Source organism: Caulobacter segnis, assembly GCF_031454995.1.
GTDB classification, from domain to species: domain Bacteria; phylum Pseudomonadota; class Alphaproteobacteria; order Caulobacterales; family Caulobacteraceae; genus Caulobacter; species Caulobacter segnis_E.
Genome location: NZ_JAVDRV010000004.1, coordinates 159,698 through 175,265, shown reverse-complemented (window position 1 = coordinate 175,265; position 15,568 = coordinate 159,698). Strand labels below are relative to the sequence as shown.

The window sequence follows — 15,568 nt, the reverse complement described above, 5'->3', positions numbered from 1 at the left end:
CCCCCTACTCCTCCAGCGGCACCCCGTAGAGCTCGAGCCGGTGGTCGACCAGCTTGTAGCCCAGCTTGCGGGCGATGGCGTTCTGAAGAGCCTCGATCTCCTCGTCCACGAACTCGACGACCTTGCCGGTCTTCATGTCGATCAGGTGGTCGTGGTGGTGGGTCGGGGTCTCTTCGTAGCGCGAGCGGCCGTCCCGGAAGTCGTGGCGCTCGATGATGCCGCTCTCCTCGAACAGGCGCACGGTGCGATAGACCGTGGCGATCGAGATGTGCGGATCGATGGCGTGAGCGCGGCGGTGCAGCTCCTCGACATCGGGATGGTCCTCGGCCGACGACAGCACGCGCGCGATCACGCGGCGCTGGTCCGTCATGCGCATGCCCTTTTCGATGCAGGCCTTTTCGAGTCGATCCAAGGCGGGAGCCTCCGTCTGAGTCGCGGGCAAGATAGGCAATCAGCCCTTAAGTGTTAAGCGCTCGCCGCATGACCACCGCGTCCTTGGCGCCATCTGGGTGGGGATAATAGCCTTTCCGCAGCCCGACCTTGGCGAAACGGGTCGACTGATAGAGCGCGATCGCCGCGGTGTTGTCGACCGCCACTTCCAGAAAGAGCGCCTCGGCGCCCGTCTGGACAGCGATCCCAGTGGCGACCTCGACCAGGGCCGCGCCCCAGCCGCGGCGTCGCGCGGCGGGATCCACGGCGATGGTCAGGATCTCGGCCTCGCCCGCGATCGAGCGGCACAGGATGAAACCCTTCGACTCGGCCGGCTCCCCCGCCTCGCCCAGCACGGCGAAGACGCCGGGCGAGTTCAGAAGCGCTTCGAACTCCAGCGCCGTCCAGGGCCGATCGAAGGCCTTGTCGTGCAGGTCGGCGAGATCGAACGAGGCCTCGGCCCCGACAGGACGCAGGTTCATGACGACGAGACGTCCGGCAAGGTGGCGTAGGGCGCGCGCAGGTAGAGCGGTCGGGGAGAATGGTTCGGCGCGGGCCGGGCGGCCGCCAGCCTGGCGACGGCGACAGGGTCGGGCGCGGCCGGCGTCAGCACCTTGGCGCCGCTCAGCGCGTCCGCCAACAACGGCGCGCCCGAGCCGATCAGTGTCGCCGGACCGCCGGAATAGAGCTCGGCAAGGCGCGCGGCCGCCTCGCCCACGCCCAAGGCGTCGGGCGCCATCAGCGCGGCGCCGTCGGCGAAAATCTGGATGTAGACCTGGCCCATCCGCGCATCGAGCACGGACGCGACGAAACCTTCGACGCCGAAGGCCAGCGCCTCCAAGGTGGTGACGCCGACGCAGGGAATCGACAGCGCGGTGGCGAGGCCCTTGGCGAACGCCAGCCCCACGCGCAGGCCTGTAAAGGAGCCCGGGCCCACGGTGACACCGATCCGGTCGAGGTGCGTGAAGGCCACGCCCGCTTCGGCGGCGGCCTCGCGGGCGACGATCCCGATCCGCTCCTGATGACCGCGGGTCATGGGCTCGCTACGCGCGGCCAGCGCGCGCTGGCCGTCGACCACGGCGGCCGAACTGGCGCCGAGGCAGGTGTCGATGGACAGGATCATGGATCAGGCCGCGCCGACCGCGGCGCCCTCGGCCGGTCGCCAGACCAGGGCGTTGAGCTGGCCCTTGGCCTTCAGCACGGCCTCGGGCGGCACGCCACCCTGGGTCCAGCCGGGAACGCCGAACACGTAGGACACCGTCGTCGCTTCCGGACGAACGCAGATCACCTGGTTAACTTCGCGCCCCTTGCCGGCCCGGCATTGATCGACCGTGAAGCCAAGATCGGCCCACTTGGCCAGCAGTTGCTCGCCCTTCGGGCCTCGGACATCGCCGCCGGTCGCCGCGACATAGGCTATGGCGCCTTCGTCCGTCTTGCCGATCTCCAGCACCGGCGTGTTGTCCTGCTCGACATTGATGATCGGCTGGGGCGGCCCTTCGCCAAAGTGCAGGAAGGCCTGCTCGACCTTGGCCTTGGGGAACAGCGCCTTCAGCGTCGGAAGGTCGAAGGCCGTCGCGCCGCCGATGGGGCCCACCCCGTCCTTGCCGACCGTCAGCGGACCTCCGGCGTAGGGCGTTACCGCGACGGCGACCGGCGCCTTGTCGGTCGGTTTGGCGGCGTTGGCTGTTTCGTCCTTCTTGGCCGGCCCGCAGGCGACCAGCAGAACGAGCGGAAGAGCGAGGAGAGCGTGGCGCGGGGTCATGGCGTCCTTTTAACGCGCGAGGGCCCCCGCCGTCACGTCGCCTGTCGACAAACGCGCGGCGGGGGGACGCCAGCGCTTAAAGGATTTTCGCCGCTTCCTCGAAATCGAGGCGTGGATTGCGCGGGAACAAGCCCTCGTCCGTGCCGTGGCCGATCGACACGATGAAGTTGCTCTTGATGGCCGTGCCGGCGAAGAACTCGGCGTCGACGGCGGCGTTGTCGAAGCCCGACATCGGGCCCGCGTCGAGACCCAAGGCCCGCGCGGCCATGATGAAATAGCCGCCCTGCAGCGAGCTGTTGCGTAGAGCGCCCCATTCGCGCGCCTGCAAATCGCCGAACCAGTTCTTGGCGTCGGAGACGTGCGGGAACAGCTTGGGCATGGTCTCGGGGAAGTCGAGATCGTAGCCGATGATCACCGTGCACGGCGCCTGGCGGATCTTCGGGCCGTTCGAGCCGGAGGCGTGCTTGGCCAGGCGCTCCTTGGCCTCGGGCGAGGTCACGAAATAGAACCGCGCCGGGGTCGAGTTGGCCGCCGTCGGGCCGAACTTCACGAGATCATAGAGGGCGCGCAGCGTCTCTTCCGGCAGTGGCGCCGGATCCCACCCGTTGCGGGTGCGGGCCTCGGTGAACAACTGGGCGAGCGCGGGCGTGTCGAGCTTGGCCATCGGCGATCCTCAAGAAGACAATTTGCAACTTATGTGGTTGCAATATGACGCTTCCGGCGCGAGGCGCAAGCCGTAGGTCAGCCCAGCGTCTGCTCGACCCGGGTCACTTCCGGAACGTAGTGCTTGAGCATGTTCTCAACGCCCGACTTCAGCGTGGCGGATGAGGATGGGCAACCCGAGCAGGCGCCGCGCATGTGCAGCCAGACGACGCCCGTTTGCGGTTCGAAGCGAGAAAACACGATATCGCCGCCGTCCTGAGCCACGGCCGGACGGATACGGGTGTCCAGCAGGTCCTTGATCTCGGCGACGATCTGCGAGGTTTCCTCGTCATAGTCGCCTTCGTCGTGGCCACCGGCTTGCTCGGCGTCCAGCAGCAGCGGCCGGCCGCTGGTGAAGTGGTCCATGATCGCCGCCAGGATCGGCGCCTTCAGGTGCGGCCACTGGGCGGCCTCGCCCTTGGTAACGGTCAGGAAGTCCGGACCGAAGAACACCCGCGTGACGTCGCCGAGGTCGAACAGCGCCTTGGCCAGCGGCGAGACCTCGCCCTCCTCGGCCGTGCGGAACTCGCGGGCGCCCTCTCCCAGGACCTCGCGGCCGGGCAGGAACTTCAGCACCTCGGGATTGGGCGTGGTTTCGGTCTGGATGAACATCGCCTCCAGATGGACCTCGCGGCCCCGCGACGCAAGACCGGGGCGCCGCCAACAAAGAAAGTGACACTGGCGTCATTTTCTGGCGTGATACGTGGAACAATGATCTTCGGGAGGATCAGATGAGCGACGGTTCTGTGGACCTGAAGGAGACCGCGCGCGCGCAAGCCTATGCGACGCCGCTGGAAGACATCCACGTGGCCAACCCGGCCTTGTTCCAGGCCGACGCCATGTGGCCCTATTTCGAGCGCCTGCGGAAAGAGGCGCCCGTCCACTATTCCCAAGGTGACGAGGAGACCGGCCCCTACTGGTCGATCACCCGCTACAACGACATCATGACGGTGGACACGACCCACCAGGTGTTCTCGTCGGATGCTCACCTGGGCGGCATCACCATCCGGAACTTCGACGAGGACTTCGTCCTGCCGATGTTCATCGCCATGGACCCGCCCAAGCACGACATCCAGCGCAAGACCGTCAGCCCGATCGTCTCGCCGCAGAACCTGGGGCGGCTGGAAGGGATCATCCGCGAGCGGGTCTGCCAGATTCTGGACAACCTGCCCCTGAACGAGCCCTTCGACTGGGTCGACAAGGTCTCGATCGAGCTGACCACCCAGATGCTGGCCACCCTGTTCGACTTCCCCTGGGAGGAGCGCCGCAAGCTGACCCGCTGGTCGGACGTCGCCACCGCCTCGCCAGAGAGCGGCATCGTGGAGAGCGAGGACGCCCGCCGCGCCGAACTGCTGGAGTGCCTGGGCCATTTCACCAATCTGTGGAACGAGCGGGTCAACCAGACCGAGCCGGGCAGCGACCTGATCTCGATGCTGGCCCACGGCGAGGCCACGCGCGACATGCCGCCGATGGAATATCTGGGCAATGTCATCCTGCTGATCGTCGGCGGCAACGACACCACCCGTAACTCGATCACCGGCGGCCTCTACGCCCTCTCCAAGAACCCGCAGGAAGAGGCCAAGCTGCGGGCCGATCCCAGCCTGATCCCGAACATGGTCTCGGAGATCATCCGCTGGCAGACCCCGCTGGCCCACATGCGCCGCACGGCGCTGGAGGACTACGAGCTCTCGGGCCAGACCATCAAGAAGGGCGACAAGGTCGTCATGTGGTACGTCTCGGGCAACCGTGACGACACGGTGATCGAGGACGCCGACAAGTTCATCATCGACCGCCCCGGCGCTCGCCGCCACCTGTCGTTCGGCTTCGGCATCCACCGCTGCGTCGGCAACCGCCTGGCCGAGATGCAGCTGCGCATCGTCTGGGAAGAAATCCTCCAGCGCTTCCCGCGGATCGAGGTGTTGGAAGAGCCCAAGCGGGTCTTCTCGACCTTCGTGAAGGGCTATGAGCGGATGATGGTGCGGATTCCGGAGCGGATCTGACCGGCTGAACCACCAAAGGAAAGCCCCGCGTCAGCTCTCTGGCGCGGGGCTTTTTTGTTCGCGCTTGGCGGCCGCGTCAGGCGCCCCAGAAGCCGACCAGCTTCTTGACCTCGGCCAGGGTCGGGGCGGCGGCTTCACGAGCCTTTTCCGCGCCCTTGGCCAGGATCGCGTCCAGCACCGCCGGATCGCCCAGCAGGCCGCGCATCTTCTCGCCGACCGGGGCCAGCTTCTCGACCGCCAGCTCGGCCAGGGCCGGCTTGAAGGTCCCGAAGCCCTTGCCGGCGTACTCGGCCAGCACCTCGGCCTTGGTCTTGCCGGCCAGGGCCGCGAAGATGCCCACCAGGTTGTCGGCCTCGGCGCGGGCGGCCAGCTCCTCGATCGTTTCCGGCAGCGGCTCGGGATCGGTGCGCGCCTTGCGGACCTTGGCGGCGATGTCGTCGGCCGTGTCGGTCAGGTTGATGCGCGAATAGTCCGACGGATCGGACTTGCTCATCTTGGCCGAGCCGTCGCGCAGGCTCATGACGCGCGCGCCCGGCCCCTGGATCAGCGGTTCAGGCTGCGGGAAGAAGGCCGGCGCCCCGCCGGGAATCCCGAAGTCGTGGTTGAACTTGCCGGCGATGTCGCGGGTCAGCTCCAGGTGCTGCTTCTGGTCCTCGCCGACCGGCACGTGGGTGGCCTTGTAGACCAGGATGTCGGCGGCCTGCAGCACCGGGTAGGTGTAGAGACCCACAGAGCTGCGCTCCTTGTGCTTGCCGCTCTTCTCCTTGAACTGGGTCATGCGGTCCAACCAGCCGAGGCGGGCCACGCACTGGAAGATCCAGGCCAGCTCGGCGTGCTCGCGCACGGCCGACTGCGGGAAGATCGTCGCCTTGTCCGGGTCCAAGCCCGAGGCGATGTAGGCCGCCGCGATCTCGCGGGTCTGCTGGGCCAGGGCCGCCGGGTCCTGCCAGACGGTGATGGCGTGCAAGTCGGCCACGAAGATGAAGGTGTCGATCTCGTGCTGCAGGCGGGTGAATTTCACCAGCGCGCCGAGATAGTTGCCCAGGTGCAGGGCGCCCGAGGGCTGGACGCCCGAAAGCACGCGGGACGGACCCGCATAGGTGACGGGAGCTTGGTCGGTCATGGCTCTAAGCCTTGCTGTCGAATGCGAGAAGGATGGCGAGCGCGCGAAAGCGCGAACCGCGCGCCAAATCCGAGGAATGGAGCGCGGGAATCGGGGTCAGTAGGAGCCGCGCCATCGCGGCGCGAGGGAACCGATCGGAGCCATGGCCCGCTGGTTAGCGCCCTCGCCCGCACGGATCAAGCCTTGCCCCGCCGCAACGCCGCCTTCAGCTCGGCCGGCTTGACCCCGCCGAACAGGAACAAGAGCGGCGGATAGACCGCCAGGCCCGCCAGGCACGTCAGGACCAGGGCGAACTCCTTGGCGCCGATGGCGTGGCCGGTCAGGCCGATCGCGCGCAGCGGCGCCTCGATCAGGTCGCGATAGTGCGAGGCCGCCGCCATCAAGGTGCCCATGCCCAGGCTGGCGAGCAGGATCCGCAGGAGGCGCGACCAGGTCTGGGCCGACGGGCCGTACTCGCCATTGCGGCCCAGGACGACCGCCATCTGGGCGACGTTCAGCCACGAAGCAAGCGCGGTGGCGGCGGCGATGCCCTTCACGCCGATCAGCTTGAACAGGACCACGCCGAAGATGATGTTCACGGCCACCGAGACCAAGGCGAAGCGCATCGGGCTCTTGGTGTCGCCACGCGCGAAGAAGGCCCGCGAATAGAGCTGCTGCAGCACGAAGGCCGGGGTGCCCAGGCCGTAGAAGAACAGGGCCGCCGCCGTCTGGCTGGCGTCGAAGGCGGTGAATTCCCCGCGCGTATAGAGGCCGTCGGACAGGAAGCCCGGCATGGCGACCAGGGCCGCGGCCGCCGGCAGGGTCAGGGCCATGGCCAGGGTGATGCCCTGGTCCATGGCGCTCTGGGCGTCGTCACGGTCGCCGGAGTTGACCGCCCGCGACAGGCGCGGCAGCAGGGCGACCCCGATGGCCACGCCCACCAGGCCCAGCGGCAGCTGATAGAGGCGATCGGCCGTCGCCAGCCAGGTGCGGCCGCCCGGCACGTGGCTGGCCAGGTTTCCGGAGATGAAGATGTTGACCTGGGTGGCGCTGGCCGCCAGCGCGCCGGGGATCGCCTTGCCGATCAGCTCGCGCACCTCCGGCGTCAGCCGCGGCAGTCGCCAGTGAACCTTGGCCCCGGACTTGTTGACGCCCCAGACCAGCAGCGCCGCCTGAGCCACGCCGGCCACGACCACGCCGACCGAGCCCCATTGAGCCGCCCCAACCGCGGTGGTCTGCGGCAGGATGAAGGCCAGGGTGGCGATGTTCAGCAGGATCGGCGCGCCGGCCGACAGAATGAAGCGGTCGCGGGCGTTCAGCACCCCCGAAAGGTGCGCGACGATCGCCATGCACGGCAGGTAGGGCATGGTGATCTGGGTCAGCAGCACCGCCAGCTTGTACTTCTCGGTGCCCCAGCCGAAACCGGGGCTGATCAGCATCATCAGCCACGGCATGGCCAGTTGGCAGACGACAGTGATGATGATGGTCGAGGCCGCCAGGGTCGCCATGGCGTCGCCCGCCAGGATGTCGGCCTTCTCCTCGCCGTCGCGCTGCAGCGACTTGGCGTAGGCCGGCACGAAGGCGGCGGCGAAGGCGCCCTCGGCGAAGAAGCGGCGGAACAGGTTCGGAAACGCCAGGGCGGCGTTGTAGGCGTCGGCCGCCGGCGTGGCGCTGGCGCCCATCCGGTAAGAAACCGCCAGATCGCGCGCGAAACCCATGAACCGGCTGACCAGGGTCAGGCCCGAATAGATCGCCGACGACTTCAGCAGCCCGCCCTTCTTGGGCGTTTGAGGCTGTTCGGACGAGGCGGGCGCGGCGGTGTCGGTCACGAGCGGCTTCTGGGCGTTTGGCGGGTGGGCGTCAAGGGCGCCGCGCCCCGGTCGGCGATTGACCAGAACGGCGTTCCTCCCTTTGATGGCGCGCCGCTAAACCAAAGGTTCGAAATCTCGATGCGCCGCCTCGCCCTCGCCGCCGCCCTGCTCGCCAGCCTCGCCCTCGCCGCCTGCGACAAGACCTCCGCGCCCGGCGCCATGGCCGACGACATGAGCCTGGGGAACAAGGACGCGAAGATCACCGTGATCGAGTACGCCTCGGTCGGCTGCCCGGTCTGCGCGGCCTGGCAAAAGGAGGTCTATCCGGCCTTCAAGGCCAAATATATCGACACCGGCAAGGTGCGGTACGTCTTCCGCGAAATGCTGGTCGGCGGCGGTTCGGAGGTGACGGTGGCCTCGGCCGGCTTCCTGCTGGCGCGCTGCGCCGGCAAGGACAAGTACTTCCCGGTCATCGACGCGGTGTTCGCCAGCCAGCCGGGCGTGTTCGACACCCCTCGCGAAACCCTGCTCGAGATCGCCAAGTCGTCGGGCATGAGCGAGGACCAATTCACCCAGTGCGTGACCGACGAGGCCCAGATCAAGGCGCTGAACGCGCGGGTCGAGCGCAACGCCCGCGAGAACGACGTCACCGCCACCCCGACCTTCGAGATCAACGGCCGCAAGATGGAGCCCGGCTATCACCCGCTGGCCGAGATCGACGCGGCGATCGAGGCGGCCGGCAAGTAGGGGCGGCCCGCCCCTACCGCGCCACGCTGGCCCTGGCCCGCCGCAGGCCCGGTCGGGCGGCGGGGGCGCTGGCTTCGTTCAGCTCCAGGGCGTCCAGCAGATCGGCCTTCAGCGCGTTGATCTTGCGCGTCTCGGTGATTTTCTCGCCCTGCGCGGTCTGGACATAGAAGGCGTCCACCGCCCGCTCGCCATAGCCGTCGATATGGGCCGACTGGATCGACAGGCCGCTGTCGGCCAGGCTCTTGGCCAGGGCGTGCAGCAGGCCGGGACGATCGCGGCCCGACGCCTCGACCACGGTCGCGTCATCCGAGGCGTCGTTGTCGACCGTGACGCTGGGCGCGATGGCGAAGGCCGCCGCGCGGGCCTGCTCGGCGCCCCGACGCGGCTCCACCACGAGCGGCTCGCCCTTGCCGGCCGCCTCCAGGGCGTCGGCGAGGCGGCGCAGGGCGCGGGGGTTCTCGCAGCCCAGCGGCGCGCCCGTCACGTCCTGCACATAGAAGACGTCCAGCGCCTGGCCCTGGCGCGAGGTGAAGACCCGCGCGCCGACCACGTTGCCGCCCAGCGACGAGATGGTCAGAGCCAGATCCGCGAACAGGCCGCGCCGGTCCTTGGCGGCGACGACGATCTCGGAGGCGTTCTGGCCCGATCGCACGCGCCCCTCCGCCGCCGCGCCGCCCTCGGCCGCCGCTCGACGCGCCAGGACGGCGTGCTCGAGCAGATCCTCCTGGGAAAAGGCGCTGAAGTAGGCGTTCTCCATCGCCGCGACCCAGCTTCTGGCGTCGGGATCCGCCTCCAACAGGGCCGCGCGCGCGGTCTCGGCGGCGGCCTCCTGGTGGCGCTGGACATTGGCGGCGGCGTCGCTGCCGCGACCGCCGCGGAACACCGCCTCGGTGGCGTTATAGAGCTCGCGCAGCAGCTGGCCCTTCCAGCCGTTCCACACGCCCGGGCCCACGGCGCGGATGTCGGCGACGGTGATGACTAGCAAGAGACGCAGACGCTCGGGGTTCTCGACGATCCGCGCGAAGGCCGCGACGGTGCCGGGATCGGAGACATCGCGCTTCTGGGCGAAATCGCTCATCACCAGGTGGTTCTCGACCAGCCAGGCGACCAGCTCGACCTTGCTGCGCTCGACGCCCAGGCGCTCGCAGGCGCTGCGGGCCGAACGGGCGCCGGCCTTCTCCTGTCCGCCGACCCCGCCCTTGCCGGTGTCGTGCAGCAGCATGGCCAGGAACAGGGCCTCGCGGTCCTCGATCAGGGGCATGATCGAGACGGCCAGCGGGTGGTCGTCGGCCAGGCGTCCGGCGGCGATGTCGCCAATGATCCCAACCGCCCGCAGGGTGTGCTCGTCCACCGTGTACGAGTGGTACATGTTGAACTGCATCTGGGCGACGACGCGGCCGAACTCCGGAATGAAGCGGCCCAGCACGCCGGCGTCGTTCATCAGGGTCAGGGTGCGGTAGCTGCGCTTGCCGCGCGCCAACAGGTCCATGAACGCCCGACAGGCCTCGGGGGCGCGGCGGACCTTGGACGTGATCAGCGACAGGCTGCGGGTCACGGCCGTGAAGGCGTCGGGATGCAGGTCGAGGTCGCGCTCGTCGGCGATCTTGAACAGGCGGATCAGATTGACCGGATCGGCCTCGAAGATCTCGGGCCCCTCGATGTTCAGGCGGCCGTTGTCCTCGAAGAAGCCCTTGACCTCCAGCGCCTTGCGCTTGGGCTTGCCGCCCTGCAGGAAGCGCGAGATGCCCTTGGGCTCGTGCTTGAAATGCTCGGCTTCCAGCTTGGCCGAGAAGGCCCGGGTCAGGGCCCCGACCTCCTTGGCGATCAGGAAGTAGCGGCGCATGAACCGCTCGACGGCCGGCGCGTCGCCCCGGTCGCCATAGCCCATGCGGCGGGCGATCTCGGGCTGCAGGTCGAACGTCAGGCGCTCCTCGGGCCGTCCCGTCGTGAAATGCAGGTGGGCGCGCACGGCGTGCAGGAAGTCGAAGGCGCGGATGAAGGCCTTGGTCTCGCGGGTCGAGAACACCTCCAGCTTGAAGACGTCCTCGGGACGGTCGACCGGGTGCAGGTATTCGGCGATCCACATCAAGGTGTGGAGGTCGCGCAGACCCCCCTTCCCTTCCTTGACGTTGGGCTCGACCATGTAGCGGCTGGCGCCGGCGCGAGCCTGGCGGTCGTCGCGCTCCTTCAGCTTGGCGGCGACGAACTGGGCGCCGGTGCCCTTCATCACCTCGTCGCGGAAGCGGCGCTTGAGATCCGCGGCCAGGCGCTCGTCGCCGGTCAGGCGACGGGCCTCCAGGATCGAGGTGCGGATCGTGAAGTCTTCCTTCGACAGCCGCACGCACTCCTCGATGGTCCGCGAGGCGTGGCCGACCTTGAAGCCCAGATCCCACAGCGCATAGAGCATGTACTCGATCACGCTCTCGGCGTGCGGCGTCTGCTTGTAGGGCCGCAGGAACAGGAGATCGATGTCCGAGAACGGCGCCAGGGTGGCGCGGCCGTAGCCGCCCACCGCCAGCAGGCACAGGCGTTCGCCCTCGGTCGGGTTGCGGGCGCGGAACACGTGGACCGTCGTGAAGTCGTAGAGGGCGGTGATCACCTCGTCGGTGACGCCGCTGAGCAGGCGGGCGGTCTCGACGCCGCTGGCGCCGTTCTCCAGCCGTTCCTTGGCGATCATCCGGCCGCGAAACAGGGCCTGCTTGAGAATCTCGATGGCACGGGCCCGTTGCTCGGCCTCGTTGCCGATCGAGTCGAGGGCGGCGGCCGAGAGGCGCGCCCGCAGGGCGTGACCGTCGACGACGTGTTCCAGGCGGGTGGGGCGAAGGCGACGGGGCATGTTGACTATATGGGTACCACAGCGTGACAGCGAAAAGTGGAAGCCGGTTTTGGCGATCGTCACGCTGCCACTAGAGACTCTAGGTCTTCAGCAGACCCTTAAGACGATAGAGCGCCTCCAAGGCCTCGCGCGGGCTCATGCCGTCAACGTCGAGGTCCTCCAGCGTGGTCTCGACGGCGCTGGGCGCCGCCTTGGCGGGCGCCCCAGTGGACGTCGAGACCACGGCTTGGCTCATGGCGAACAGCGGCAGGTCGTCCAGCTTGGCCGGCGACTGGTCCTTGGTCTCCAGGCGGTCCAGCACCTCGCGGGCGCGGGCCACGACCGGCATGGGCACGCCGGCCAGCTTGGCGACCTGGACGCCGTAGGAGCGATCGGCCGGGCCGGACACCGCCTCGTGCAGGAAGACGAGGTCACCGTTCCATTCCTTGGCCCGCAGGGAGAGGTTCGAGACGAAGCTCATCCGCTCCTCCAGCGTCGCCAGCTCGTGATAGTGCGTGGCGAACAGCGCGCGGCAGCGGTTGACGTCGTGCAGGGCCTCGGCGCAGGCCCAGGCGATGGCGAGACCGTCGTAGGTCGCCGTGCCCCGGCCGATCTCGTCCAGGATCACCAGGCTGCGCGGGCCGGCTTGCGTCAGGATCGCGGCGGTCTCGACCATCTCCATCATGAAGGTCGAGCGGCCGCGCGCCAGGTCATCGCCCGCGCCGACACGGCTGAACAGGCGATCGACCACGCCCAGCCGGAAGCTGGCGGCCGGCACATAGCAGCCCGACTGGGCCAGGATCGCCAGCAGGGCGTTCTGGCGCAGGAACGTCGACTTACCGGCCATGTTCGGGCCGGTGACGATCGACAGGCGCGGCCCGCCCTCGCCCGAGGCGTCCAGACAGCAGTCGTTGGGGGTGTAGGGCTCGCCGGCGCGCTTGACGGCGGCCTCGACCACCGGGTGGCGGGCGCCCTTGGCGTCGAAGGCGTAGGAGGCGTCCACGATCGGGCGCACCGCCCCGGCGTCCTCGGCCCATTCGGCCAGGGCGGAGGCGACGTCGATGCGGGCCAGGGCCTCGGCGGCGATCTGGATGGCGTCGGCCAGCAGGCGGGCCTGCTCGCGCCAGTCCTCGAAGGCGGCGACCTCCATGGCCAGGGCTCGCTCGGCGGCCTGGGCGATGCGGGCGTCGAGATCGGCCAGCTCCACCGTGGTGAAGCGCACCTGGTTGGCCAGGGTCTGGCGGTGGATGAAGGTGGCGTTCAGCGGCGGCTGGAACAGGGGATCGGCCTTGCCGGCCGTGGCCTCGACGAAATAACCGAGCACGCCGTTGTGGCGGATCTTGAGCGGCACGCCGCTCTCGGCCATTAGCTGGGCTTCCAGCGCGATGATGACCTTGCGGCTGTCGTCGCGCAGCGCGCGGGCCTGGTCGAGCTCGGGCCGGACGCCGGCGGCGACAAAGCCGCCGTCGCGGGCCAGGGCCGGCAGGTCGGGGCCAAGGCCCTGCTCCAGGACGTTCAGGAATTGCGACAGGCCCTCGTGCAGCGATGGGGTCAGCGCCTTGAAGGCGTGCTCCAGCTCGAACGGCGGCGGTGACAGCGGGTCGGGCGAGCCGCCCGCCATGCCGGCCAGACGCTCGCCGACCTTCAGGGTGTCGCGGATGCAGCCCAGGTCGCGCGGACCGCCGCGGCCCAAGGCGAGACGCGACAGGGCGCGGGCCATGTCGCCAGCGCCCTTCAGCACCTCGCGCAAGCGCTGACGCAACTGGCGGTGCTCGACGAACCATTCGACGGCGTCCAGGCGCTGGTCGATGGCGGCGGGATCCAGCAGCGGCCGGGCCAGGCGCGAGGCCAGCATGCGCGCGCCGCCGGCGGTCACCGTGCGGTCGATGACGGCCAGCAGCGAGCCATTGCGGTCCCCGGTCTGGGTGCGGTCGATCTCCAGGCTGCCGCGCGTGGCCGGATCGATCGCCATGACGTCGGCGTCGGCCGCCCGGCGCGGTGCCCGAAGCGCTGGCAGCTTGCCGGCCTGGGTCATCTCCAGGTGGGCGGCGATCAGGCCCAGGGCGCCAATCTCGGCCGGCGACAGCCCGCCGAAGCCATCCAGCGTCTCGACGCCGTAGAGACGCTTGACCCGCGCCTCGGAGGCCTGCGGCTCGGACAGCGCCGAGGGCATGGGCTGCACCAGGCCCCCGCAGATTTTCAGGGTCTGGGAAAGGGCGTCGTCCGACAGCAGGCGGTCGGCGACCAGGGTTTCGGACGGGGCCAGGGCCGCCAGGATGGGCGCGACGGCTTCCTTGGCGAGCGCGAAGACCTCGACCTCGCCGGTCGACAGCTCAACCGAGGCCACCGCCGCCTGCCCCGCTCGGATCGCCACGGCGGCGAGGCGATTGGCGCCCCGGGCGTCCAACAGGCCGTCCTCGGTCAGGGTGCCCGGCGTCACCACGCGAACGATGTCGCGGCGGACGACGGACTTGGAGCCACGCTTCTTGGCCTCGGCGGGGTCTTCCATCTGCTCGCAGACGGCGACCTTGAACCCCATGCGGATCAGCTTGGAGAGATAGGCCTCGGCCGCGTGCTGCGGCACGCCCGCCATCGGGATCGGCTGGCCGTTGTGCGTGCCCCGGAAGGTCTGGCTGATGCCGAGCGCGGCGGCGGCCTTGTAGGCGTCGTCGAAGAACAGCTCGTAGAAGTCGCCCATGCGGAAGAAGATCAGCGCATCGGGCTGACGCGCCTTCATCTCGAAGAACTGGGCCATCACCGGCGTCGCGCCGGTGGGGTCGAGCGTGGCGGCTGAGGGCGTCGTGTGGGCGTTCATCGCCCCGGAAACTATAGAGCGTCGCGGGTCGCGTTAAGAGGCGGCGTTAAGGTTTTCCGGGGACGGAACGCCCAAAAATCGGAGACGCCGACGGGAGAGGTTAATTCCCGGTGACCTCTTCCCAGAAGCGCTTGGCCTTGCCGACGAAGTTGGCGGACTTGGGGTTCTGCTTTTCACCGCACAGGCCGGCCAGCTCCTTGAGCAGCTCCTTTTGGCGGGCGGAGAGGTGGGTTGGGGTTTCCACGAACAGCTCGACCACCAGATCGCCGCGCTGACGGCTGCGCAGGGAGGGCATGCCGCGCCCCTTGAGGCGGACGGTCTTACCGGTCTGGGCGCCCTCGGGCACCGTCACCTTGACCTTGCAATTGCCGTCGCAGTTCTCGCCGCCCAGCAGGCAGGGGGCGTCGATATCGCCGCCGAGCGCCGCCGTGGTCATCGGCACCGGCACGGTGCAGAGCAGGTCGAGGCCATCGCGTTCGAACAGCTCGTGCGGGGTCACCGACAGGAAGATGTAGAGGTCGCCGCGCGGACCGCCGCGCGCGCCCGCGTCGCCCTCGCCCGCCAGGCGGATCCGGGCGCCGTCGTCGACGCCGGCCGGGATGCGGACCGACAGGACGCGCTCGCGACGCACCTGGCCGTGGCCGTTGCAGTTCGCGCAGGGATCGAGCACCAGACGGCCCGAGCCGCCGCAGCGTGGGCAGCCGCGCTCGACGGCGAAGAAGCCCTGGGTGGCGCGGACGCGGCCGGCGCCGCCGCAGGTGCCGCAGACGGTGGGGCTTGTGCCCGGCTTGGCGCCCGAGCCTTCGCAGACCTCGCAGGTCATGGCGGCGGGGACGGTGATCTCGACCTCGGCGCCCGCATAGGCCTGCTCGAGGCTGATCTCCAGGTCGTAGCGCAGGTCCTGGCCGCGCTGGGGGCCGTTCGACTGGCGACGGCCGCCGCCGAACATCTCGCCGAAGACGTCGCCGAAGACGTCGTTGAAGATATCGCTGGCGTCGAAGCCCTGGCCGCCGAACCCGCCCGGACCGCCCTGCGGACCGTTGACGCCGGCATGGCCGAAGCGGTCATAGGCCGCGCGTTTCTGGGGATCGGACAGAACCGAATAGGCTTCGTTGATTTCCTTGAACCGCCCGGTCGCGTTTTCGCAGCCGCCGTTGCGGTCGGGGTGGTGTTCCATCGCCAGCTTGCGGAACGCGGACTTCAGACCTGCCTCATCGACAGTCCGGGTCACGCCGAGAATTTCGTAATAGTCGCGCATCGTCAGCGTCTGGCGCCCAAAAGGCCCACGAGAGTGGCGTTGATGAAAGGAGAGGTGGGATGACCCGCGGCCCGGCGCAAGGCGCTCATGGCCCCCGAGACAGAAGGTCGCGGCCGCGGAACGATCC

At 69.1% G+C, this 15,568-nt stretch carries 14 protein-coding genes; 2 read left to right on the top strand and 12 right to left on the bottom strand.

Annotated features, from left to right (window positions below; genetic code table 11):
* Positions 1-4 precede the first annotated feature (4 nt).
* The 6 genes from J2728_RS15155 to J2728_RS15130 all read right to left on the bottom strand — a co-directional run bounded on the left by J2728_RS15155 (position 5) and on the right by J2728_RS15130 (position 3,505).
* Entirely contained in the window at positions 5-412 is a 408-nt protein-coding gene (locus tag J2728_RS15155; protein ID WP_013077224.1) for a Fur family transcriptional regulator, read from the bottom strand.
* Between the two features lie 46 nt (positions 413-458).
* On the bottom strand, positions 459-911 hold the full coding sequence (locus tag J2728_RS15150; RefSeq protein WP_310000425.1) for a GNAT family N-acetyltransferase: 453 nt from the start codon (positions 909-911) through the stop codon (positions 459-461).
* Positions 908-1,552, bottom strand: coding sequence for a tRNA (adenosine(37)-N6)-threonylcarbamoyltransferase complex dimerization subunit type 1 TsaB (tsaB, locus tag J2728_RS15145; RefSeq protein ID WP_310000423.1), 645 nt, complete (start codon positions 1,550-1,552; stop codon positions 908-910). Before tsaB ends, J2728_RS15150 begins: the two co-directional genes overlap by 4 nt.
* Positions 1,553-1,555: 3 nt before the next feature.
* Positions 1,556-2,191, bottom strand: coding sequence for a DUF1131 family protein (locus J2728_RS15140; RefSeq protein ID WP_310000421.1), 636 nt, complete (start codon positions 2,189-2,191; stop codon positions 1,556-1,558).
* Between the two features lie 76 nt (positions 2,192-2,267).
* Complete coding sequence (locus tag J2728_RS15135; protein ID WP_310000419.1) at positions 2,268-2,855, bottom strand: malonic semialdehyde reductase; 588 nt, start codon at positions 2,853-2,855, stop codon at positions 2,268-2,270.
* 77 nt (positions 2,856-2,932) lie between these two features.
* Positions 2,933-3,505, bottom strand: coding sequence for a NifU family protein (locus J2728_RS15130; protein WP_310000417.1), 573 nt, complete (start codon positions 3,503-3,505; stop codon positions 2,933-2,935).
* A gap of 119 nt (positions 3,506-3,624) precedes the next feature.
* Between J2728_RS15130 and J2728_RS15125 the strand changes: the two genes are divergently transcribed.
* The gene (locus tag J2728_RS15125) at positions 3,625-4,893 is read left to right on the top strand and encodes a cytochrome P450 (protein ID WP_310000416.1); all 1,269 of its coding nucleotides are present in this window, start codon (positions 3,625-3,627) and stop codon (positions 4,891-4,893) included.
* A 76-nt stretch (positions 4,894-4,969) separates the two neighbouring features.
* Here J2728_RS15125 and trpS read toward each other — a convergent pair whose 3' ends face one another.
* From trpS to murJ, 3 genes are all read right to left on the bottom strand, one after another.
* Entirely contained in the window at positions 4,970-6,016 is a 1,047-nt protein-coding gene (gene trpS / locus J2728_RS15120) for a tryptophan--tRNA ligase (RefSeq protein ID WP_310000415.1), read from the bottom strand.
* A gap of 96 nt (positions 6,017-6,112) precedes the next feature.
* The gene (locus tag J2728_RS22315; protein ID WP_404979777.1) at positions 6,113-6,160 is read right to left on the bottom strand and encodes a hypothetical protein; all 48 of its coding nucleotides are present in this window, start codon (positions 6,158-6,160) and stop codon (positions 6,113-6,115) included.
* A gap of 32 nt (positions 6,161-6,192) precedes the next feature.
* Positions 6,193-7,824, bottom strand: a complete 1,632-nt coding sequence (gene murJ, locus J2728_RS15115; RefSeq protein ID WP_310000413.1) for a murein biosynthesis integral membrane protein MurJ — start codon at positions 7,822-7,824, stop codon at positions 6,193-6,195.
* A 120-nt stretch (positions 7,825-7,944) separates the two neighbouring features.
* On the opposite strand from murJ, the gene J2728_RS15110 reads away from it, so the two are divergent.
* Positions 7,945-8,553 (top strand): DsbA family protein, encoded by a 609-nt coding sequence (locus tag J2728_RS15110; protein WP_310000410.1) that lies wholly within the window; start codon positions 7,945-7,947, stop codon positions 8,551-8,553.
* Between the two features lie 13 nt (positions 8,554-8,566).
* On the opposite strand, the gene J2728_RS15105 is transcribed toward J2728_RS15110, so the two are convergent.
* The 3 genes from J2728_RS15105 to dnaJ all read right to left on the bottom strand — a co-directional run bounded on the left by J2728_RS15105 (position 8,567) and on the right by dnaJ (position 15,441).
* Entirely contained in the window at positions 8,567-11,389 is a 2,823-nt protein-coding gene (locus J2728_RS15105; RefSeq protein ID WP_310000408.1) for a [protein-PII] uridylyltransferase, read from the bottom strand.
* Positions 11,390-11,468: 79 nt separating this feature from the next.
* On the bottom strand, positions 11,469-14,183 hold the full coding sequence (gene mutS / locus J2728_RS15100; RefSeq protein ID WP_310000406.1) for a DNA mismatch repair protein MutS: 2,715 nt from the start codon (positions 14,181-14,183) through the stop codon (positions 11,469-11,471).
* A 100-nt stretch (positions 14,184-14,283) separates the two neighbouring features.
* The gene (gene dnaJ, locus J2728_RS15095) at positions 14,284-15,441 is read right to left on the bottom strand and encodes a molecular chaperone DnaJ (protein ID WP_013077212.1); all 1,158 of its coding nucleotides are present in this window, start codon (positions 15,439-15,441) and stop codon (positions 14,284-14,286) included.
* Positions 15,442-15,568 lie beyond the last annotated feature (127 nt).